The sequence below is a fragment of the Endozoicomonas sp. ALB091 genome (assembly GCF_049310265.1).
GTDB lineage: Bacteria > Pseudomonadota > Gammaproteobacteria > Pseudomonadales > Endozoicomonadaceae > Endozoicomonas.
Genome location: NZ_JBLYNQ010000008.1, coordinates 774,409 through 795,461, shown reverse-complemented (window position 1 = coordinate 795,461; position 21,053 = coordinate 774,409). Strand labels below are relative to the sequence as shown.

At 48.7% G+C, this 21,053-nt stretch carries 20 protein-coding genes; 13 read left to right on the top strand and 7 right to left on the bottom strand.

The genetic code is table 11. The features are described 5' to 3' along the window. Nucleotides 1–85: 85 nt before the first annotated feature. From mobB to ACO6UX_RS19680, 13 genes are all read left to right on the top strand, one after another. Nucleotides 86–628 carry a molybdopterin-guanine dinucleotide biosynthesis protein B gene (mobB, locus tag ACO6UX_RS19740; protein WP_422450062.1) on the top strand — a complete coding sequence of 181 codons (543 nt, stop codon included), beginning with the start codon at nucleotides 86–88 and terminating at the stop codon, nucleotides 626–628. 79 nt (nucleotides 629–707) lie between these two features. After that, nucleotides 708–1,946, top strand: a complete 1,239-nt coding sequence (gene moeA / locus ACO6UX_RS19735) for a molybdopterin molybdotransferase MoeA (RefSeq protein ID WP_422450061.1) — start codon at nucleotides 708–710, stop codon at nucleotides 1,944–1,946. A gap of 367 nt (nucleotides 1,947–2,313) precedes the next feature. Continuing rightward, on the top strand, nucleotides 2,314–4,095 hold the full coding sequence (locus ACO6UX_RS19730) for a hypothetical protein (RefSeq protein ID WP_422450060.1): 1,782 nt from the start codon (nucleotides 2,314–2,316) through the stop codon (nucleotides 4,093–4,095). 85 nt (nucleotides 4,096–4,180) lie between these two features. Beyond that, a complete protein-coding gene (locus tag ACO6UX_RS19725) occupies nucleotides 4,181–5,353 on the top strand; it encodes a Na/Pi symporter (protein ID WP_422450059.1) in 1,173 nt (390 codons plus the stop codon). 413 nt (nucleotides 5,354–5,766) lie between these two features. Then, nucleotides 5,767–7,263: a hypothetical protein gene (locus ACO6UX_RS19720; RefSeq protein ID WP_422450058.1), complete on the top strand. Its 1,497-nt coding sequence runs from the start codon at nucleotides 5,767–5,769 to the stop codon at nucleotides 7,261–7,263. Between the two features lie 148 nt (nucleotides 7,264–7,411). Beyond that, complete coding sequence (locus ACO6UX_RS19715) at nucleotides 7,412–8,932, top strand: hypothetical protein (protein ID WP_422450057.1); 1,521 nt, start codon at nucleotides 7,412–7,414, stop codon at nucleotides 8,930–8,932. Between the two features lie 149 nt (nucleotides 8,933–9,081). After that, entirely contained in the window at nucleotides 9,082–10,557 is a 1,476-nt protein-coding gene (locus ACO6UX_RS19710; protein WP_422450056.1) for a hypothetical protein, read from the top strand. A 206-nt stretch (nucleotides 10,558–10,763) separates the two neighbouring features. Then, nucleotides 10,764–12,275, top strand: coding sequence for a hypothetical protein (locus ACO6UX_RS19705; RefSeq protein WP_422450055.1), 1,512 nt, complete (start codon nucleotides 10,764–10,766; stop codon nucleotides 12,273–12,275). A gap of 67 nt (nucleotides 12,276–12,342) precedes the next feature. Further along, nucleotides 12,343–13,653, top strand: a complete 1,311-nt coding sequence (locus ACO6UX_RS19700; RefSeq protein WP_422450054.1) for an ATP-binding protein — start codon at nucleotides 12,343–12,345, stop codon at nucleotides 13,651–13,653. Further along, the gene (locus ACO6UX_RS19695; RefSeq protein WP_269675553.1) at nucleotides 13,607–14,218 is read left to right on the top strand and encodes a response regulator transcription factor; all 612 of its coding nucleotides are present in this window, start codon (nucleotides 13,607–13,609) and stop codon (nucleotides 14,216–14,218) included. Before ACO6UX_RS19700 ends, ACO6UX_RS19695 begins: the two co-directional genes overlap by 47 nt. A gap of 155 nt (nucleotides 14,219–14,373) precedes the next feature. Continuing rightward, nucleotides 14,374–15,057, top strand: a complete 684-nt coding sequence (locus tag ACO6UX_RS19690) for a TVP38/TMEM64 family protein (RefSeq protein WP_422450053.1) — start codon at nucleotides 14,374–14,376, stop codon at nucleotides 15,055–15,057. Beyond that, the gene (locus ACO6UX_RS19685; RefSeq protein ID WP_422450052.1) at nucleotides 15,050–15,577 is read left to right on the top strand and encodes an NYN domain-containing protein; all 528 of its coding nucleotides are present in this window, start codon (nucleotides 15,050–15,052) and stop codon (nucleotides 15,575–15,577) included. Before ACO6UX_RS19690 ends, ACO6UX_RS19685 begins: the two co-directional genes overlap by 8 nt. Before the next feature lie 320 nt (nucleotides 15,578–15,897). After that, on the top strand, nucleotides 15,898–16,107 hold the full coding sequence (locus ACO6UX_RS19680) for a cold-shock protein (protein WP_101745061.1): 210 nt from the start codon (nucleotides 15,898–15,900) through the stop codon (nucleotides 16,105–16,107). A gap of 478 nt (nucleotides 16,108–16,585) precedes the next feature. Here the strand turns inward: ACO6UX_RS19680 and modC are convergent, their stop codons facing one another. From modC to moaB, 7 genes are read right to left on the bottom strand one after another with little or no spacing between them, the layout of a single operon-like run. Beyond that, nucleotides 16,586–17,659: a molybdenum ABC transporter ATP-binding protein gene (gene modC / locus ACO6UX_RS19675; protein WP_422450051.1), complete on the bottom strand. Its 1,074-nt coding sequence runs from the start codon at nucleotides 17,657–17,659 to the stop codon at nucleotides 16,586–16,588. Beyond that, nucleotides 17,659–18,351: a molybdate ABC transporter permease subunit gene (gene modB / locus ACO6UX_RS19670; protein ID WP_422450050.1), complete on the bottom strand. Its 693-nt coding sequence runs from the start codon at nucleotides 18,349–18,351 to the stop codon at nucleotides 17,659–17,661. Before modB ends, modC begins: the two co-directional genes overlap by 1 nt. Then, a complete protein-coding gene (gene modA, locus ACO6UX_RS19665) occupies nucleotides 18,352–19,146 on the bottom strand; it encodes a molybdate ABC transporter substrate-binding protein (protein WP_422450049.1) in 795 nt (264 codons plus the stop codon). It lies immediately after the preceding gene. A 29-nt stretch (nucleotides 19,147–19,175) separates the two neighbouring features. Beyond that, nucleotides 19,176–19,619: a molybdopterin synthase catalytic subunit MoaE gene (gene moaE / locus ACO6UX_RS19660; protein ID WP_422450048.1), complete on the bottom strand. Its 444-nt coding sequence runs from the start codon at nucleotides 19,617–19,619 to the stop codon at nucleotides 19,176–19,178. Between the two features lie 48 nt (nucleotides 19,620–19,667). After that, the gene (locus ACO6UX_RS19655; protein ID WP_269676508.1) at nucleotides 19,668–19,919 is read right to left on the bottom strand and encodes a MoaD/ThiS family protein; all 252 of its coding nucleotides are present in this window, start codon (nucleotides 19,917–19,919) and stop codon (nucleotides 19,668–19,670) included. Continuing rightward, entirely contained in the window at nucleotides 19,916–20,440 is a 525-nt protein-coding gene (gene moaC / locus ACO6UX_RS19650; protein ID WP_422450047.1) for a cyclic pyranopterin monophosphate synthase MoaC, read from the bottom strand. The genes ACO6UX_RS19655 and moaC overlap by 4 nt, the downstream gene beginning before the upstream one ends. 2 nt (nucleotides 20,441–20,442) lie before the next feature. Further along, entirely contained in the window at nucleotides 20,443–20,979 is a 537-nt protein-coding gene (gene moaB / locus ACO6UX_RS19645) for a molybdenum cofactor biosynthesis protein B (RefSeq protein WP_269675561.1), read from the bottom strand. Nucleotides 20,980–21,053: the final 74 nt, after the last annotated feature.

Here is a 21,053-nt window from a genome sequence, read left to right as displayed (position 1 = left end):
ACCCGGTAAACCTGCCGCCCATGGGCCCCTTTTGATTGATGAAATATCCGGACGAGCAGGTTGCAAAAAACGAAAGATGTCTTCTATGATGATACCCCCAAAGATCAGTGCCTCCATCCCGGTTATTGGTATCGCCGCCTTTAGCGGTACCGGTAAAACCACGCTTATCGAGAAACTACTGCTACTGTTAGCAGGCCAGGGACTTCGAACCGGTGTGGTCAAAGCCACGCATCACAGGATAGAACCCGACCCACCGGGAAAAGACAGTTACCGTTTACGCCATGCCGGTGCCAGTCAACTGGTGTTGAGCATGCCTGGTCGATCCCTTTGCTATACCGAGTACCCGAATGGATATGAACGACAGCTGCAGGAGCAACTGCAACTTCTCAATCAGGATCAGCTGGATTTAATCCTGGTGGAAGGTTTTCGTGAGGCTCCCATCGCTAAAATCGAGCTTCATCGCAGTGATTATGACAAGCCCTTCCTGTTTACTGAGGACCCCCATATCATCGCCATCGCCTGGGATGGCAATCCCGGCATCAACCTTCCTGGTCATCTGGCAGAACTGGATATCAACAGCCCAGAACATATTGCCAGCTTTATTGAAAACTATTGTCATGAAAAATAGCTTGCATCACCACCTGGCATCACAGAGAGTTAAACACGCTATTTTTTCCACCCGCTATGGTCAATGAACGAGGGCAATCATGAGTGACTGCTGTGCCACTGATGGATTAATAAGGCTGGAAACAGCCCTGGCAACGCTGATCAGCAGTGTCAAGCCAGTATCCGAAACCGAGACCGTTGCCCTGGAAGACAGCCTTGGCAGGGTACTCGCAGAGCCTATCGTATCGCCCATCAATGTGCCCTCCCATGACAACTCGGCCATGGATGGTTATGCCCTGGCGCTGAAGGATTTGCACAACCGTGATACTTTACCCCTGGCAGGCCAGTCCCTGGCCGGTCACCCTTTTTCCGGGGAGATTCCCGCCGGACATTGTATCCGCATTATGACCGGGGCCAGCCTTCCAGCAGGTGCCGATGTGGTGGTCATGCAGGAGCAGACTGAAACCACAGAACAAGGCATTCGATTTCTGCGGAAACCGGACCAGCCCGGTAACAATATCCGAACAGCGGGGGAAGATATTCCGGAAGGCACCCGGGTGTTCACACCGGGCCGGAGAGTTCGCCCTCAGGATATCGGGCTGCTGGCCTCGCTGGGTATTGCCAATGTCACGGTCTACCGGAAAGTCAAAGTTGCGGTATTTTCCACAGGTGATGAATTAAAGCTGCCCGGTGAGCCACTGAAACAGGGTGATATTTACGACAGTAATCGTTTTGTTATCAAAGCCATGCTGAAAAAAATGGCCGTCGACATCATCGACCTTGGCAGAATTCCTGATGATAAAGCGGCGTTAAGAGAAGCCTTTCTGCAAGCCGATCAGGAAGCTGACGCAGTGATCAGCTCCGGAGGCGTTTCTGTCGGCGATGCGGATTACACCAAAGACATTCTTGATGAGCTGGGAGAAACCGGCTTCTGGAAACTGGCCATCAAACCGGGCAAGCCGTTTGCCTTTGGACAGCTCCCGAACAGTGTCTTCTTTGGCCTGCCCGGTAACCCGGTATCGGCTACCGTCACCTTCCAGCAGCTGGCCGCGCCAGCATTACGCCATATGATGCACCAGCAACCGGAACCAAAAGTGGAGCTTACACTGGCGACGGAAACCCCGCTCAGAAAGCGCCCGGGACGCCGGGATTTCCAGAGGGCAAAGCTGGTTTACCGGGAATCCGGTGAACTGCAGGTTATGTCAACCGGTCATCAGGGGTCTGGAGTTCTCAGTACCATGAGTCATTCTGACTGCTATATCGTACTGGCGGAAGAAGACGGTGATAAACCAGCGGGTGAGCTGGTGAATGTGCAGCTGTTTGATGACCTGCTGAAATAAACCAGTACATGGTTTCAACGAGTTTGACGTGTACAGTCTCCGTTCACCCTGAGCGTCCTTCGGCTCCGCTCAGGATGCACGGACGAAGGGTGCTTGGCACGATCTATCAGAGTCCGGAGTTTCCGCCCTTCGACAGGCTCAGGACGAACGGAGTGCGGGGGCACGACAACCCGTCAAACTCATTGAAACCATGTCCTAGCTGCACTAGCCACTATAAGAATAGCCTGCTCGTTTATTCGCGAGGCTATTCCCATTTCCCTTCTAATTTAAACTAACGTTTATCCTTCACTTGATGACCACCGATGTGGAACTTAATCTCGAATATCGGGTCAATTTTATATGCTTCCGTAAAAGAACTGGTGGAAACGTGGATAACGCCCATTTCAAGGCCCCTCTCTCCAGAGAGTACTACAGACAGGCCGCCAAGGGCTGTATTCATCAACATAACAGCAGTGGCCATCTTCAGCAGCACACCGGAGAGGTTAACACAAGTCCCGGCAGGGGGGCTGACAATATCGGGAGCCATGTACCAGCCAACCGGATGTCCGGATACCTTGGGTTTAGCTTACAGCCAAGCCACGCTTCTGACTGTTACGTCAGGCAAACGCCGCCGGGCCAGAGATTACCTGCCCCCGTCGTAAATACTTCACGCACATTGACCACCCATCCCGCCCATCCAAAACTACCTCCTCCGCCTGCCAGCAAAACGGATCTGCCAGCACCGCCACCAACCGAAACTCTCCATAATCACCCGGAGGCGGAGGTTCGACAGAGTGCATTTACCGTCAGGTCAATTTATCAGCGGGTCATACCTTACAGTGACCGGTATATCCCTGACCAGCGCCTCAGAGCAGAGATTCACAGTGATTTTCTGGCCCTGGAGGACTGGATTCTTAACCCATGGGTCGACGATCAGTTATTGTTTGATGTCAGCCGGACCGGTCAACAATGGAAGCATGATGAAACTCTGGTCAATTGGGCAATGAAAGAAACACTCTGGGCTGAACTTGATGATGGTCCAGTGCATCCGGTCGTCACCGCGAAAATAAACCTTAAATCCAGGGAAGTCGGCAGGCTCAGGGAAACCAGCGATCTGCCGGATGCCGCGTTTGCACAGCTTGAAAAGTGTCGTGAATTACAGCAACTCCAACAGCGTAAAGCCGAGAATTCAGGGCGGTTCGGGAAGGATCTGGAGCTGACACCGCTGGTGGGTAAAGAACTCAGGAAACTGACAGAATCCGAAAGACTGGATAAGCTGTTGCCCCACGCTATTTTGCAGGGGTATACCAGAACTGCACAATGGTGCCTGGAAAACGGGGCAAATATCAAAACAGCGATGACAACGTTGCGCCAGCTGAAATCCCGGTCAGATCCCAATCAGCCCGGCAACATAACAGAACACCTGACCACCACAGCAACCGCCCCATCAATCAACAGGCGATCCCAGGGCATCGGCTCGTTCAGCAACGATATCAATACAACATTGCTGGAGGTTATTGCTGAGACTCATATCGATATGGCCATTCAGGCAGACTGGCTGCTGGCCAATGGGGCAAGCCTGACACCCGAAGCCTCCGCTGCGCTGCTCAACCAGGCTCTGAATACCTCCCTTTACTGCGGGTATCTTGCCAACGCCCGATGGCTGATTGATCAGGGAGCCAATCTGCAAGCCCAGCATCAATTTGAGCAGGCCATGAGCCATTATAATACCCGGGTAGCCCAATGGCTGATGGATAATCACCAGGCCAAACAGAACCCCGGTAAAGCCACCTCGGCATTGCTCAGTTATTTTGATGGCTATCTTTCCCGGGAAGAAGTGGTGGAGCCCATCTACACCCACCAGCCAATAGACTGGTTATTAGAGGTGGGAGGCGCATCCCTTGAGGAATTGCGACCATTTGCGCCACGTATCCTGGAGAGAGCATTGGAGTTCAGTGATCCCTATATCGCAGGATGGCTGTTAAAACACCAGCTCACCACCTTCAAGTCCCAACCGGAAAAACCGCAAGAACTGTTGGATAAAGAGATCGTCAGAGCCAGGGAAAAACCGAAAGAAGACAGAAAATATATGATCGACTTTTTGCAAAAACAGGTCGATCAAGAGAGCGCTTCAGACTGTTATGAACCCCCGAAAAAGAAAATCTGCTGATTGTTTGTGAAGAAGTTGTCATAAAACTGTAATAAAGACTCGATACTTTTAGCATCAACTTTATATGCACCGGGGTGCACTCTCTATGTCTGAAATGACATCTGCTTCTTCACAGGGCGCTGATTTCGAAACCATGACCACGCGACATTACGGTCGTATCTGGCTGCGCGTTGTTCTATGGATTTACGCTCTGCTGGTAGCTGTTAGTGTCATCGGCTCCGGCTTTAAAATGGCGGTGGGTGGTAGTGAAGCCGCAGCACAGCTGTTCAGCTTTGCCAACAATGCCGTTATGGGTCTGCTGGCGGGCACACTGGCGACAGCGCTCGTACAATCTTCCAGTACAGTCACCTCTGTTATTGTCGGCCTGGTCGCTGGCGGCCTGCCGGTTCACCTGGCCATCCCGATGATTATGGGTGCCAACATCGGCACAACCATCACCAACACCATCGTAAGTCTTGGTCATATTCGCTGCCATAAAGAGTTCAAGCAGGCGTTTGCCGCCTCTACCGTTCATGACTTCTTTAACTGGCTGGCGGTTCTCATTCTTCTGCCTCTGGAGCTGTTCACAGGCGTTTTGAGCAAGCTTTCTGTATCGGTAGCCAGCATGCTGGTTGGCGGTCAGAATATGTCAATGAAAGGCCTGAATTTTATTGACCCGTTAACCTCTCCGGCTGAAGACATTGTCAAAGGTTTTGTATCGGTACTGCCGGACAGCACACTGGCAGGTATTGCCATGATTGGTATCGGTATTGTCCTGATCTTTTTCTCGGTGGTTCGTCTGGGCAAGCTGCTCAAAAAGGTCATGGTGGGTAAAGCCAAAGATGCCCTGCACAAGTCCATTGGCCGGGGTCCGATCAGCGGCATTCTGTCCGGTATGACCATGACCGTGATGGTTCAGTCGTCCTCAACCACCACCAGCCTGATGGTTCCAATGGTGGCCAATGGTCTGTTTACTGTACGACAGATGTACCCTTTCACCCTGGGTGCCAATATCGGTACAACCATTACCGCCCTGCTGGCTGCCACGGCAATTACCGGTCCTGCGGCCCTGCCGGCACTGACCATCGCCATGGTGCATTTCTTCTTTAACCTCTGTGCCGTAGTTCTGATTTACGGGATCAAGTGGCTGAGAGAGATCCCGCTGTATATGGCTGACAAACTGTCTGATCTGGCAGCCAGAAACAGAATGTATGCATTTGCCTATCTGTTCATCGCCTTCTTCATTCTGCCAGGTGTCCTTATTTTCCTGACAGCGTGATCGGTAAGATTCCTCCTGCAAAAAAACCTGCTGTGCCTTGGCTGCACAGCAGGTTTTTTTTTGCAGGCTTAACCCCATGAAACAGAACGTGGTGTACGGGTATTAACGCTTTTATGCACCAGCCCGGATATTTCATAAACTGCCCCGAATATCGCGAAGGACTTTGTCGCTCTAAGGGATTTTGTGAAGGAGCGCCGTACCGGGGAGTACGGTCGACTAAGCAAAACTCCCTTAGAGTGGCAAAGGACAAGCGAGATCGGGAGCACGTTTATGAAATATCCGGGCTAGACTACGGGTCGCCTTTTTGGACAAGAACTATTTGACGATGGCCGTCCAGGAAGACGGAGAACAGGACAGCCTCCCGGGGAAACTCCTGTCAAGTTTCAACAAAATAGCAACAGATGGGGATGAAAATGAATATCAACCTGTTTGCCAATGGCACCACTTTTGGCGTGCCCTACAGTGTCCCTCCTGAGAGGTTTACGGAGGGTCAAGGGTGTAGGGAGAAACTGCATGACAGAAGTCGTCTTATTAAATCGATTCCGGTGCCAGACAAAACAGCCTACTTTGCCAATCCGTTTATGCCCATGCCTTGTGGCGAAACAAGGAATTCAATTGGAGATTTTGATTTTGAGCGTATGCTCAAAATGGTCGACACAGAAATGATCCACCTCAATCCGGATCTCCGATTTATGCCCGCTGAGATTTTTAGCCGCTGTGAAGCAATCCCCCTGAAAATACTGGCGGACAGGAAGGTTGCTGTCGTGGTTAGTGACAATAAATACCAAACGCTCGGAGAGGTTGGTGAGCAGAACAGGCGTCAATCGTTTTATTATTATTCCAATACGCCCAGGCATCCTGAATTATGTGATGAACGTATAGCTGAATTGGCAAAACCTGGATTTTTCCTTATGCCCTGGGAGGGGGAAAGAATGAGTACATTTAAATTATTGAGGAAAGAAAGCCAGCCTGTTTTCAATATCAATTTTAGCGGCACTTTCGGTGAATCACTTCATTGCTTCGACCTGTTAATCTCAGACGAGCAGCTCCCTGAATACAAACATTTAGTCGGCCATGATTTATTGCAGTACCCCATCATCGAAACTGGTCAGATTTCCCAGGCAGCTTATGTCTCTTCCGTTTATTCACCGACGAACAAAAATCACCTGTTTCTCATCAGGCCTGCTGATACCAAACTACCCATGCTGCAAGGGACTGAGCTTATCGAAACGAAGTATCAGGCAATGATTGATCGGGCCGTTAACGCTGGCCAACCAACAAGTATTAAAAATGAGGGGGTGGTCAAATCGTTACGGGAAGCGGAGTTTTTTATGGCTCCTTACCAAGAGTCTATAAGGTTTTGTCAATCGGCCATCGAGACGTTGAATGCCTACCCGCAAGAGCACCCCAATCTCTCTGTTGCCATTAATAAAGCAATCTGTCGATTGGCATTCTCCGAACAATACATGACTGATTGTGCGGGCCTGGTCAGGCAAGCCATTGTGTATGATGAACTGATGCAGCTTGAAAATACCAGTACGATGGAAGAACTGAAAATTAAACAGGAAGAAATCAGTAAGCAGTTTATCCATAAGGAGGTGGAATGGCATAAGAAAGCGGTGCAGGAAGAAATCCTTTCGGGAAAAGACTCGTATTTCCCAATGATCAACATGCATTCGCTCATCATGACGTCACTCGGTGACCTGTTAATGGAAATGGGTTATCGCAACTCACCGGGCGAAAACGCATTGAGAGACAAAATCGTTGCTCGGAAAGCAGAGGCAGAAACTCTTTGTGCCCAGACAGATGAGCTGCTTTCTGATCGGAAGACCATTCATTCATTAAAGCTAAAGAGTATTTGGGTTTCCATTGAGAGCGCAGATGCAGAGGATGACGTTGAAAATCCCTGACCCTACAGACTCTGGATAAAGGAGCGGATTGCGTTTTTGGACAAGAACTATTTAACGATAACCAGTGTCTAAGAAGACGGAAAACAGGACAGCCTCCCGGGAAAACTCCTGTCAAGTCTCAACATAAATAGCAGAGATGGGGATGAAAATGAATATCAACCTGTTTGCCAATGGCACCACTTTTGGCGTGCCCTATACCTGTAGCAGACCTCATCACAATTTTACGGAGGGTGAAGGGCATAGGGAGAAACTGCATGACCGAAGTCATCTTATTAAATTGATGCGGGTGCCAGTCAAAACAGCCTACTTTGCCATTCCGTTTATACCCAGGCCTTATGGCAAGGCAAGGTATTTATTTGGAGATTTTGATTTTGAGTACATGCTCAAAAAAAAGGTAGACATAGAAATGATCCGCCTCAATCCGGATCTCCGATTTATGCCCGCTGAGATTTTTAGCCGCTGTGAAGCAATCCCCCTGGAAATACTGGCGAACAGGAAGGTTGCTGTCGTGGTTAGTGACAATAAATACCAAACGCTCGGAGAGGTTGGTGAGCAGAACAGGCGTCAATCATTTTATCATTCCAATACGCCCAGGCATCCTGAATTATCTGATGAACGTATAGCTGAATTAGCAAAACTTGGATTTTTCCTTGTGCCCGGGGATTATGTGAATGGAGAATTTAGTAGAGAAAGACATCCCGTTTTCAATATCAATGGTATTGACGATTTCAGTGTAAGTTCTCATTGCTTCGACCTGTTAATCTCAGACGAGCAGCTCCCTGAATACAAATATCCTGAATACAAACATTTAGTCGGCGATTTATTGCAGTACCCCATCATCGAAACTGGCCAGGTTTCCCAGGCAGCTTATGTCTCTTCCGTTTATTCACCGACGAACAAAAATCACCTGTTTCTCATCAGGCCTGCTGATACCAAACTACCCATGCTGCAAGGGACTGAGCTTATCGAAACGAAGTATAAGGCAATAATTACCCGGATAACGATTGATCTGGCTAATAACGTTGGTCAACCAACACCTCTTAAAAATGAGGAGGTGTTGATCAAATTGTTACGGGAAGCGAAGTTTTTTATGGTTCCTTACCAGGAGTCTATACAGTTTTGTCAATCGGCCATCGAGACGTTGAATGCCTACCCGCAAGAGCACCCCGATCTCTCTGTTGCCATTAATAAAGCAATCCGTCGATTGGCATTCTCCGAACAATACATGACTGATTGTGCGGGCCTGGTCAGGCAAGCCATTGTGTATGATGAACTGATGCAGCTTGAAAATACCAGTACGATGGAAGAACTGAAAATCAAACAGGAAGAAATCAGTAAGCAGTTTATCCATAAGGAGATGGAATGGCATAAGAAAGCGGCGCAGGAAAAAATCCTTTCGGGAAAAGACTCTTTTTTCCAAATGATCAACATGCATTTGCTCATCATGACATCACTCAGTGACCTGTTAATGGAAATGGGTTATCGCAACTCACCAGGCGAAAACGCATTGCGAGACAAAATCGTTGCTCGGAAAGCAGAGGCAGAAACTCTTTGTGCCCAGACAGATGAGCTGCTTTCTGATCGGAAGACCATTCATTCATTAAAGCTAAAGAGTATTTGGGTTTCCATTGAGAGCGCAGATGCAGAGGATGACGTTGAAAATCCCTGACCCTACAGACTCTGGATAAAGGAGCGGATTGCGTTTTTGGACAAGAACTATTTAACGATAGCCAGTGTCCAAGGCGACGGAAAACAGAACAGCCTCCCGGGAAAACTCCTGTTAAGTCTCAACATAAATAGCAACAGATGGGGATGAAAATGAATATCAACCTGTTTCCCAATGGCACCACTTTTGGCGTGCCCAATACCTGCAGCACACCTCATTACAATTTTACGAAGGGTGAAGGGCATAGGGAGATGCGGCATGACCGAAGTCATCTTATTAAATTGATTCGGGTGCCAGTCAAAACAGCCTACTTTGCCAATCGGTTTGTGCCTGAGCCTTATAATAATTATAAGTTTAGGTATTTATCTGGAGATTATGATTTTGCGCATACGCTCGAAGTGGTAGACACAGAAATGATCCGCCTCAATCCGGATCTCCGATTTATGCCCGCTGAGATTTTTAGCCGCTGTGCAACAATCCCCCTGAAAATACTGGCGAACAGGAAGGTTGCTGTCTTGGTTAGTGACCATAAATACCAAACGCTCGGAGAGGTTGGTGAGCAGAGCAGGCGTCAATCGTTTTATCATTCCAATACGCCCAGGCATCCTGAATTATCTGATGAACGTATAGCTGAATTAGCAAAACTTGGATTTTTCCTTGTGCCCGGGGATGATTTGAGTGGAGCATTTAGTAGAGAAAGCCATCCCGTTTTCAATATCAATGATATTGATGGTTTCAGTGAAAAATATCATTGTTTCGACCAGTTAATCTCAGGCGAGCAGCTTCCTGAATACAAACATTTAGTCGGCCATGATTTATTGCAGCACCCTATCATCGAAACTGGCCAGGTTGCCCAGGCTGCTTATGTCTCTTCCGTTTATTCACCGACGAACGATAATCACCTGCTTCTCATCAGGCCTGCTGATACCAAACTACCGATGCTGCAAGGGACTGAGCTTATCGAAACGAAGTATAAGGCAATAATTACCCGGATAACGATTGATCTGGCTAATAACGTTGGTCAACCAACACCTCTTAAAAATGAGGAGGTGTTGATCAAATTGTTACGGGAAGCGAAGTTTTTTATGGTTCCTTACCAGGAGTCTATACTCTTTTGTCAATCGGCCATCGAGACGTTGAATGCCTACCCGCAAGAGCACCCCGATCTCTCTGTTGCCATTAATAGAGCAATCAGTCGATTGGCATTCTCCGAACAATACATGACTGATTGTGCGGGCCTGGTCAGGCAAGCCATTGTGTATGATGAACTGATGCAGCTTGAAAATACCAGTACGATGGAAGAACTGAAAATCAAACAGGAAGAAATCAGTAAGCAGTTTATCCATAAGGAGATGGAATGGCATAAGAAAGCGGCGCAGGAAAAAATCCTTTCGGGAAAAGACTCTTTTTTCCAAATGATCAACATGCATTTGCTCATCATGACATCACTCAGTGACCTGTTAATGGAAATGGGTTATCGCAACTCACCAGGCGAAAACGCATTGCGAGACAAAATCGTTGCTCAGAAAGCAGAGGCAAAAACTATTTGTACCCAGACAGATGAGCTGCTTTCTGATCGGAAGGCCATTCATTCATTAAAGCTAAAGAGTATTTCGGTTTCCCTTTGAGAGCACAGATGCTGAGGATGACGTTGAAAATCCCTGACCCTACAGATTCTGGATAAAGGAGCGAGCCAGGAGGCTGACCGAGAATTGCGTTTTTGGACAAGAACTATTTAACGATAACCAGTGTCTAAGAAGACGGAAAACAGGACAGCCTCCCGGGAAAACTCCTGTCAAGTCTCAACATACAATAGCAACAGATGGAAATGAAAATGAATGTCAGCCTGTTTGCCAATTGCACCACTTTTGGCAAGCCCTTTAGCATACCTGATGACAATTTTACGGAGGGTCAAGCGCACAGGGAGAAACCGCATGACCGAGATCATGTTATTAAATTGTTTCAGGTGCCAGTCAAAGCAGCCTACTTTGCCATTCCGTTTATACCCAGTTATTCTTATTATTATGGTGACGAGTATTTATTTAGAGGTTTTGATTATAAGCGCGTGCTCAAAACGATAGACACGGAAATAGTTCGCCTCAATCCGAATATTCGATTTATGCCCGCTGAGTTTTTTAACCGCTGTGAAACAATCTCCCTGAAAACACTGGCGAAAAGCAGGGTTGCTGTCTTGGTTAGTGACAATAAATACCAAACGCTTGGAGAGGTTGGTGAGCAGAACAGGCGTCAATCGTTTTATCATTTCAATACGTCTAGGCATCCTCAATTATCTGATGAACGTATAGCTGAATTAGCAAAATCTGGATTTTTCCTTATGCCCGGGGATGATATGAATGGATCATTGAGCAAGAAAAGCCAGCCCCTTTACAATATCAATGATTTTAACAATTTAACTGTATCATATTATGGCTTCGACCTGTCAATCTCAGACGAGCAGCTCCTTGAATACAAAGATTATGTCGGCCATGATTTATTGCAGCACCCTATCATCGAAACTGGCCAGGTTCCCCAGGCAGCTTATGTCTCTTCCGTTTATGCACCTTCACCGACGAACGATGATGACCTGCTTCTCATCAGACCTGCTGATACCGAACTACCCATCCTGCAAGGGACTGAGCTTATCGAAACGAAGTATGAGGCAATAATTTCTCAGATAAGGAAGGATCAGAGAGATAACGATGACTCCCCAGAAAGCATTGAAAATGAGGAGATGTTGAACAAATCGTTACGGGAAGCGAAGTTTTTTTTGGCTCCTTACCAGAAGTCTATATGGTTTTGTCAATCGGTCATCAAGACGTTGAATGCCTGCTCGCAAAAGTACCCCAATCTCTCTGTTGCCATTAATAAAGCAATCAGTCGCTTGGCATTCTCTGAACAATACATGACTGATTGTGCGGGCCTGGTCAGGCAATCCATTGCGTATGATGAACTGATGCAGCTTGAAAATACCAGTACTATGGAAGAACTGAAAATTAAACAGGAAGAAATCAGTAAGCAGTTTATCCATAAGGAGATGGAATGGCATAAGAAAGCGGTGCAGGAAGAAATCCTTTCGGGAAAAGACTCTTATTTCCCAATGATCAACATGCATTCGCTCATCGTGACGTCACTCGGTGACCTGTTAATGGAAATGGGTTATCGCAACTCTGAGGGTGAAAACGCATTGCGAGACAAAATCGTTGCTCAGAAAGCAGAGGCAGAAACTCTTTGCACCCAGACAGATGAGCTGCTTTGTGATCGGAAGACCATTCATTCATTAAAGCTAAAGAGTATTTCGGTTTCCATTGAGAGCACAGATGCAGAGGATGACGTGGAAAATCCCTGACCGGGATAAAAAAACCAATTTTCGAGTCTAAGGGTATTCAATATGATTTCATTTGATTAACTACTTAATGACGACGAACACAATACCCAACCTCTCGATTGGTGCAGAAAACCTCAAGCGCCTGTGCTGGCTCCGTGGAACCCTGATTGCGGTTGAGGGTATGGCCTTTTTCCTGGCCAGCCGCCATTTTGACATCCAGATCACCGGCCTTGTTCTGGCCGGTTTCATCGCCTTGCTGATGATTATTGGTACTATCATTCGGTTACATGCGATCAAAAGCCATGTCTGCGATCAGGAGTTCTTTGTTCAACTGCTGCTGGACCTTCTCTCCCAGAGTACGCTGTTATTCTTTAGTGGTGGTTATACCAACCCACTGGTATCGACCTATTTGATCACTGTCTGTATCGGCGCTGCACTGCTGCCGGGCAAATACAGCTGGGGCGTGACATTCACTGCAACGCTGCTCTATACCCTGCTGATGAAATGGTACGTTCCATCCGGCCCTGGTTCGATGCTTCACTTGCCAGAACAGCAGCTGATGATCGACATTCATTTGCTTGGCATGTGGCTAACGTTTGTGCTGAGTGCCTTTCTGATCAATTACTTTGTCGAACTGATGGCCTCAGCCCTGAGAAAACAGCAAAGGGATATAGCCATCAGCAGAGAACGTCAACTGAGAGATGAAAGCATTCTTGCCATTGCCCTTCAGGCAGCGGGTGCAGCCCATGAACTGGGAACGCCACTCACCACAATGGCCATTGTGCTCAGGGATCTGCAGGAGGAATACCAGGGCAGCGCACTGGCTGAGCGCTTGATATTTCTCCGGGATCAGATCGATGAATGCAAGAAAAGGCTGCAACAGTTGGTATCGGAAAGCCAATATAAAGGTATTGAGAGTATCGATAGCCAGGATTTTCTGACTAAAGTCATCCAAAAATGGCAGCTGATCAGACCTGAATCCGAGCTTTGTTACAACGCCGCTCAATGGCCTGTTTCAGTATCTATTCCCTGTGATCTGACACTGTATCAGGCAATCACGTCATTACTTGATAATGCAGAAGATGCCAGCCCGGGCCAGGTGTCACTGCACGTGATGCAGAACCGCCAAAACCTGACCCTGCAGATTCTGGATAAAGGTGCGGGCTTCCCGCAATGCAGACCCAAAAAAAGCTCAGCCCCTATAAAAGAAGGGAACCCAACCACCTTATCAAGGACGCCTTATAGCTTAAAAGAAGATGGCCTCGGGATTGGTTTGCTACTCAGCCAGGCCAGTATTGAACGGCTGGGAGGTCTGATACAGATGCGCCCCCTGACCTGCGGGGGAAGCTTGATTGAAGTCCAACTCCCCATCCTCAGCCAACCAGAACAGGAACCGTAAAGCGACGATGAACCCCGGAAAAGCTCTGGAGTTATCGACTATCTTGATTGCCGATGATGACCAGATCCTGTTACACACCCTTGCCACCTCTCTCAGAAAAAGGGGGTTCAACCCCATTACGGCAGACACCATTAGTAAGGCGACCACCCTGCAACAACAACACCGCCCGGCCAGTGCGGTTGTTGATCTGAAAATCGGCAGTGAGAGTGGCCTCCGGCTTATTTCACTGTTACGCAACGTCAATCCAGATATTGAGATCATCGTACTAACCGGGTATGCCAGCATTGCCACCGCAGTCAGCGCCATCAAACTTGGGGCTAAAGACTATCTCTGCAAGCCGGTCGATACCTTGCAGATACTCTCGGCACTCAATATCAGCCAGCGGCCTCATGAACCCGGCCCTGTCATCCCGGAAACAAGAATGCCGGTTTACCAGCTGGAATGGGAGTATCTGCAAAAAGTCCTTCTGGAGCACAATGGCAATATCTCTGCCGCCGCCCGAAGCCTGGGCATGCACCGCAGGACACTGCAGCGAAAACTCAACAAACGATCAGGCTCTCGCTGAAATTATCCACGCATTATTGCCTCTTCTCTGTCGTAGCCATTATGCTTGTGGGTTTTACAGGCAGCGGCCAGTCTTTTCCAGTGAATTGCTTATTGTTTCGTAGCGCTTTCTTGCGAGGCTCTTTTTTCAGAAAGAATCGTCAGATACTCTCACTGATGGGCCTGCTCAGTATTACCTCCCTCTTTGGCAGCACCCTGGTCACCACACTGTCGATCACCTGGCAGGACATGCTTTCCACGCTATCCATCAGCCAGTGGGCCTGGCTCTTTTCAGCCAGCGCCCTGACCATGGCGCTGGCCCTGACACCGTCTACGCTGATTGCCCTGATCAGTGGCTATTTTCTGGGGTGGACAGCACTTTTCTATATCCTGATTTCCTACCCGGCAGCGTCTGTCCTCGGTTATCTGGTCGGGAAATCACTGGATCATGGGAAGCTGATGCGAACACTCCCGCCGAACTCCCGAATACATCTGATGCTTGAGGAGCTGAAACATCATCAGTGGCCGCTGGTCGTTCTGACCCGGATTTCCCCGGTGCTGCCCTTTTCATTAATGAACCTGGTGTTACCCGCGATTGGTATCCGCCTTCCTGCATTCCTGATCGCTGGCTTTATTGGCATGTTACCCAGAACGCTGTTTGCCCTTTGGGCAGGCATGCAGGCAAGAGACCTGATCTCTTTACTGAACAACCCGACGCAAGGTAATCTGTCCGTTATCGTCGTGGTGATAGCATCGATTCTTTCCATTGGCGGACTGCTTTATCTTGCCCAGAAAGCATCAGCCACCATCATCATAAGACAGGCGGCAAACAAACGCGGGGAGACCAGAACCTATGACTGAAAAGCATGTTGCGCTGTTTGTTGATGTGCAGAACATCTATTACACCACCCGACAGTTCTATAACAGTCACTTTGATTACAACGCATTCTGGGCACTCGTCAGTAAAGACAGAAAGATCACCAAGGCCATCGCCTACGCGATTGATCGCGGAGATCCAAAACAGCGGCAATTCCAGGACATTCTTCGAGCCATTGGCTTTGAAGTAAAGCTGAAACCCTATATTCAAAGAAGCGATGGCACCTCAAAGGGGGACTGGGATGTCGGGATAACACTGGATGTTATGAGCTGGGCACCCGAGGTCGATACCATTGCCCTCGCTTCCGGTGATGGTGACTTTGACCTGCTATTGCAAAAGGTGCAGCAGGATTTTGGTCGGCAAACTGAGGTCTACAGTGTTGAGGCGCTGACAGCATCTTCCCTGATTCAATCGTCCAGTCACTTTATTCCAATTACCCATGACCTGTTACTGCCAATCAAGAGTGCGAAAAACAGTCAACAAAAAGTAACAAACACTATATAAATCAAAGCATTAATTTCTTATCCAAGCGGCTCTTCCAACCCCTGATTTGTGGTTAAAATTCCTCCGATAATTTGTTTTTCACAAACTTGATAAAATCTTTGACATCCCTTCGGACAGCTATTAGAGTTCCTATTGGCCATTATTGAGAAGAACGAAAAATCGTTTTACTTTTTGAGTACTTCCTGATCGTCACACCACTTCTTAGTTTAAGTTATGCTGCTTTGATTGCTTTACTCTTAAATAGATATATGAAGATGTGACTACACATTGGCTTAACGCGTGTACAACGCATTTTTATAGAAATATTCAGGAGACATTGCATGTCTAAATCGACCGGAACGGTAAAGTGGTTCAGTGAAGAGAAAGGCTTTGGCTTTATCGCTCAGGATAACGGCGGTCCAGACGTTTTCGTTCACTTCCGTGCCATCATTGGTGACGGTTTCAAAACTCTCGCTGAAGGTCAGGCTGTGACCTTTGACGTTGAGCAGGGCCAGAAAGGTCTTCAGGCTGCCAACGTAGAGAAAGTATAAGCTTTTCCTTTTTCGGGAAAACAGAAAAAGAGCACCATCAGGTGCTCTTTTTTTATAGGTAAGTAATTGGCCAAATGGAATCGTATATTTCTGGCTAAGTGGGCAGTTGCTATGCAAGGCGCAACGTAGGGAGCATAGCCGTAGCTATGTGACCGGAGTTGCAACGCCGCAGAGTGACTGACAACTTAGTCAGAAATATATGATTTCATTTGGTTAATTACGTAATCCAGCCCTCTTGAGAAAATCAAACCAGTAGCACTGCACAGCCCATTGGTAGAAAAAAGTTCCAAAACGATACAATGGCGCACAGAAGTTCCCATCCAATGAGGGTCGGACTAATGGAATCAAAACCCGGTTTCATTTGATCCAATGCTAACGACAAAAGAAAAACAAAATGGGAGCGTTTTACTTTTTCTACTTGAAACCTTTGTCAAAAGTTAGCACATGCTTCCATTCAAAACCTCTCCTTCGTTGAGTATTAGATAACATCCAGACAGGAGCCTTTAAAATGGGCAAAAACACGTTGCCCCACCGACAAATTCAATAACCCCAGCGCTCTTCTGGTGACCAGCGCCAGCAATGTCTGCCCTTCCGCCGCCATAAACAGCATGACATTTTTGGAATCCAGTTCCTGAATAGCCTGAATCGTTGTTGCCACTCGATTCTGAACACTTGTGCAGTGGATATCTTCCACCACAATACTGACTTCCTGAGCCGGCAATATCACTCTCAGGCCGGTTCCCGGCAGTGCTGAAACCTGATTGACCAGCAATTTCTGGTCACCCAATAACAGCTCAGTGAAACCATATTCCTGATCGTGGCTGCCCACCTGTACTTCCAGAATCGACAGTGCACAGTCATCCCGGGTTAATAAAGAACCTGGCCGACTGAGTAATTGACGACACTCGCCCCGGGATACAACCTGCCCCTGATCAATAAGCAGCAGTTTATCAGCCAGCCGTGCCACCTCTTCACGGGCATGACTCACCATAACAACCGGTATGCCAAAGTGCTGATGGATATTTCTCAAACAGGGAAGAATGCTTGTTTTTGATGACCAGTCCAGTGACGCCAGCGGTTCATCCATTAATAGAAGACGGGGTGCACTTAATAAGGTGCGGGCAATAGCCACACGCTGTTTCTCACCGCCAGACAGTTTATCAACCGTACGCCCCAGTAGATGCACAATATCGAGCTGCTCAACCACCTCGGATAATGACGGCATGGCAACATTGGCTCTGGCCCGCTGCAAGGCAAACCGGAGGTTTTCCATAACGTCCAGATGGGGAAACAGCCTGGCTTCCTGAAATATATAGCCAATGCCCCGTTGCTCCGGCGGAACCCACATTCCCTGTTCCGAGTCCTGCCAGATTTCATCATTAAACTGAAGCCGCCCCCTGGCATGACTTTCCAAACCCGCGATGGTTCTCAGCAAAGAGGTTTTACCACACCCGGAACGCCCCATCATGGCCCAGGTGTTATCGGTATCCAGTGACTCATCAACACTAAGAACAAAGCGGTCCCGGGGCAGCTGAATATCAATTCTTAGCATTAATAACGACCAGGGTGTGATTGGAGGGGTAATTGAGCCACGGGCTGACGATCAAGGCTGTAAAGGGTAACCAGCAGAATCATGGCAAACACCATCAGTCCCGCGGCAATCTGGTGCGCTTCGGTAAACTGCTGTGATTCCACGGCATCGAACAGGGCAATGGACAGCACCTGTGTCTCTCCGGGAATATTGCCGCCAATCATCAGCACCACACCAAACTCCCCAACGGTATGGGCAAACCCCATGCAGGCCGCCAGAATCATCGCCCGGCGGGTACAGGGCAGTACCACATTAAAGAAACGGTCCATGCGCCCGGCCCCCATCATGGCTGCCGCCTCAAGCAGACCTTTATCAAGTTGTTCAAACGCCCGTTGTAAAGGCTGCACGACAAAGGGCATTGAGCAGATAACAGAAGCGATCACTAGCCCGGTAAAACTGAACGCCACGGTGGTGCCGGTCAGGGACAGCCAGAGCTGCCCGGGAGCGTAATTTGGTGAGCAAAGCAACAGTATATAAAAGCCAAGGACGGTGGGCGGTAATACCATTGGCAGCCCCACCAGGGCTTCCAACAGGGGCCTTAGCCGACTCTGCATATTGGCCAGCCCCCAGGCCATGGGAATCGCCAGCAGCATCAGAATCACGGTGGTAATGGTGGCCAGTTTCAGCGTGACCCAGACAGCAGTGAGCAGCATTCAGAGCGCTTCCCTTCGATTTTCGGACGTTGTTTTATCGGCCATTGTCGTTGATACAGGGAAGTACCCCTGTCTGGCAATGGTGCGCTGGGCAGATGGTGACAAAATAAACGCCACAAATGCCCTGGCCGCCTCAGGTTGCCTGGTGCGCTTTAAGATAACCAGATCCTGCTGAATCGGATCATACAACGTTGCAGGAATCGAAAAAATATGACCATCGTGGTCTACCAGCTGCGCTTTCGCCACCAGCCCAGCGGGAATATTACCGCTGGCCACAAACTGCCAGGCCTGCTGGACACTGGCCCCCTGAACCAGACGGGTGCGGAACGAGGACCAGAAACCCAGCTTTTCCAGCACCTGCTGTGCCGCCAGACCATAAGGTGCCGTTGCCGGATTGGCAATGGCCAGGCGTCCCTGATAAACCGCCAGATCCTCCAGGGTCATGATTTTCCCTTCTTTAGCGGAAAACCCGGGGCTCCATAGCACCAGTACTCCCAGGGCATAAGGGTGTCGACTGGCCTTTAGCGTCAGTCCTTTTTGTTCCAGCAGCTTCGGTCTGAGGCTATCTGCTGACAGAAAGATATCGAAAGGCGCACCGTGGGTAATCTGGTTATACAGCACACCGGTCGAGGCCGAGGAGATCAACAACCGGTGCCCGGTGTCTGCCTCAAATGCCTTTGCCAAAACGTCCAGCGATGGTTTGAAGTTTGCTGCAACGGCCACTTTCAGTTCTTCTGCGTAGACCAACACCCCCAGGCAAGAGAGCAAGAATGCTAAAAATACTGTTCTTAACATGAAGCAGGTGTTCTTTATGAGTTCGAAGGTTAAAGCCAGCGATCTGCCGCTGCCCGGTCAGACTCACGCTCATCCACCCAGCGATCCCCTTCCGGTGTCGTCTCTTTCTTCCAGAACGGCGCACGGGTTTTCAGGTAATCCATAATAAACTCACAGGCTGCAAACGCTTCTTTGCGATGGGCGCTGGCGACACCCACAAAAACAATTCGGTCCCCGGGGTACATCTGACCAATGCGATGGATAACCCGGACAGTTTGAAGCTCCCAACGTGCCATGGCCTCATCGATAATTTCCTGCAGGGCTTTTTCCGTCATCCCCGGATAATGTTCCAGAAACAGGCCTCCCACCTTATCCCCAAGGTTCATATCGCGAACCGTACCGGTAAAAGTGACAATCGCTCCTGATGACTTATTCCCTTCCAGACGTTTATATTCCAGACCGGGGCTAAAGTCTTCTGTTTGAATGGCAATCAAGGTTCTGATCCTGTTTGTTTTGGCACCACTTTTCACCACAAATAAAAATCACCCGCCGGTCACCGGAGGAAAAAAGGCGACCTCATCACCTGACTGCAATGTGACATCCTGGCGAGTCATGGTCTGATTGATGGCAACCAGAGTACGCTCACTCATCATGACTTCACGCCAGCCTTCACCTTGGTCCGCCAACTGACTTTTTAATGCGGACAGCAAGGGAGCATACTCCCCTTCTTCCAAGGTCAACTGTTCGCAGTTCAGCTTTTCCCGAAAACTGGCAAAGAAACGTACTGTAATCATGCTGCACCACCTGTCGCTGAACCATGAATATAGTGACCACTGCGACCACCACCCTTTTCCAGCACACGAATGCCTTCAATATGCATCTCTTTATCCACTGCCTTGCACATATCATAGATCGTCAGGGCAGCAACCGATGCCGCTGTCAGCGCTTCAATCTCAACGCCGGTTTTGCCATTCAAACGACAACAGGTTTCAATTCGAATGCAGGCTTCACCATTCACTGAAGCCGCGTCTTCAAGCTGAAACTCAACACCGATAAAGTTCAGCATCAACGGGTGGCAAAGCGGCACCAGCTGGCTGCACTGTTTAGCCGCCTGAATGCCGGCAATTCTGGCCACGGCAAGTACGTCCCCTTTTTTAAGGCCGTTGTCTTTTACCAGCGCCAGTGTCTCAGGTGCCATGTAGATATAACCTTCGGCCCTGGCTTCACGGCGTGTGATGTCTTTTTCACCAACATCAACCATGCTGGCCTTACCATCACTATCAATATGGCTGAGGGCACTATTGGCAGACGACATGATTACCCTGCCTTTTTTAATTGTTCAACAAAGTTACACGGACGATGCTGGCTGTTCAGCTGATCCCTGATAATGCCTTCCCAGGCGGTCTTACAGGCATTATTGGAGCCGGGCATAACAAAAATAACGGTGCCGTTGGCCATGCCCGCCACGGTACGGGACTGGATGGTGGAGGTTTTGATCTGATCATAGGAAAGCTGGCGGAACAGCTCGCCATAACCATCAATCTGCTTGTCAAAAACAGGCAACAGCGCTTCTGGTGTGCTGTCTCTGCCAGAGAAACCGGTACCGCCTGTGACCAGCACGGCCTGCACACAGTCTGGGGACCCTGCATCACTGGCAATCCAGCGGGATACGACTTCGCGAATCTTGTAGATGTCGTCTTTTACAATGGCCTTGTCAACAAGTTTGTGACCAGCGGCGGTCAGGCTATCAACCAGTAAGTGACCAGATGTGTCGTTTTCTTCGGTACGGGTGTCGGACACCGTCAACACGGCAATATTTACAGGAATAAACTCATCAAACTGATTATGAGCCATGGCTATTCTCGCTCCAGTCTATTTTCAATCGTATTCAGGGGTGCTCATGACCAGGTGTGCAATATGGACGACAT

Excerpts from the sequence above, each read along its gene's own strand:
- mobB (WP_422450062.1), top strand. The coding sequence starts at position 86 with ATGATGATACCCCCAAAGATCAGTGCCTCCATCCCGGTTATTGGTATC.
- moeA (WP_422450061.1), top strand. The coding sequence starts at position 708 with ATGAGTGACTGCTGTGCCACTGATGGATTAATAAGGCTGGAAACAGCC.
- ACO6UX_RS19725 (WP_422450059.1), top strand. The coding sequence starts at position 4,181 with ATGTCTGAAATGACATCTGCTTCTTCACAGGGCGCTGATTTCGAAACC.
- ACO6UX_RS19720 (WP_422450058.1), top strand. The coding sequence starts at position 5,767 with ATGAATATCAACCTGTTTGCCAATGGCACCACTTTTGGCGTGCCCTAC.
- ACO6UX_RS19715 (WP_422450057.1), top strand. The coding sequence starts at position 7,412 with ATGAATATCAACCTGTTTGCCAATGGCACCACTTTTGGCGTGCCCTAT.
- ACO6UX_RS19710 (WP_422450056.1), top strand. The coding sequence starts at position 9,082 with ATGAATATCAACCTGTTTCCCAATGGCACCACTTTTGGCGTGCCCAAT.
- ACO6UX_RS19705 (WP_422450055.1), top strand. The coding sequence starts at position 10,764 with ATGAATGTCAGCCTGTTTGCCAATTGCACCACTTTTGGCAAGCCCTTT.
- ACO6UX_RS19700 (WP_422450054.1), top strand. The coding sequence starts at position 12,343 with ATGACGACGAACACAATACCCAACCTCTCGATTGGTGCAGAAAACCTC.
- ACO6UX_RS19690 (WP_422450053.1), top strand. The coding sequence starts at position 14,374 with ATGGGCCTGCTCAGTATTACCTCCCTCTTTGGCAGCACCCTGGTCACC.
- ACO6UX_RS19685 (WP_422450052.1), top strand. The coding sequence starts at position 15,050 with ATGACTGAAAAGCATGTTGCGCTGTTTGTTGATGTGCAGAACATCTAT.
- ACO6UX_RS19680 (WP_101745061.1), top strand. The coding sequence starts at position 15,898 with ATGTCTAAATCGACCGGAACGGTAAAGTGGTTCAGTGAAGAGAAAGGC.
- modC (WP_422450051.1), bottom strand. The coding sequence starts at position 17,659 with ATGCTAAGAATTGATATTCAGCTGCCCCGGGACCGCTTTGTTCTTAGT.
- modB (WP_422450050.1), bottom strand. The coding sequence starts at position 18,351 with ATGCTGCTCACTGCTGTCTGGGTCACGCTGAAACTGGCCACCATTACC.
- modA (WP_422450049.1), bottom strand. The coding sequence starts at position 19,146 with ATGTTAAGAACAGTATTTTTAGCATTCTTGCTCTCTTGCCTGGGGGTG.
- ACO6UX_RS19655 (WP_269676508.1), bottom strand. The coding sequence starts at position 19,919 with ATGATTACAGTACGTTTCTTTGCCAGTTTTCGGGAAAAGCTGAACTGC.
- moaC (WP_422450047.1), bottom strand. The coding sequence starts at position 20,440 with ATGTCGTCTGCCAATAGTGCCCTCAGCCATATTGATAGTGATGGTAAG.
- moaB (WP_269675561.1), bottom strand. The coding sequence starts at position 20,979 with ATGGCTCATAATCAGTTTGATGAGTTTATTCCTGTAAATATTGCCGTG.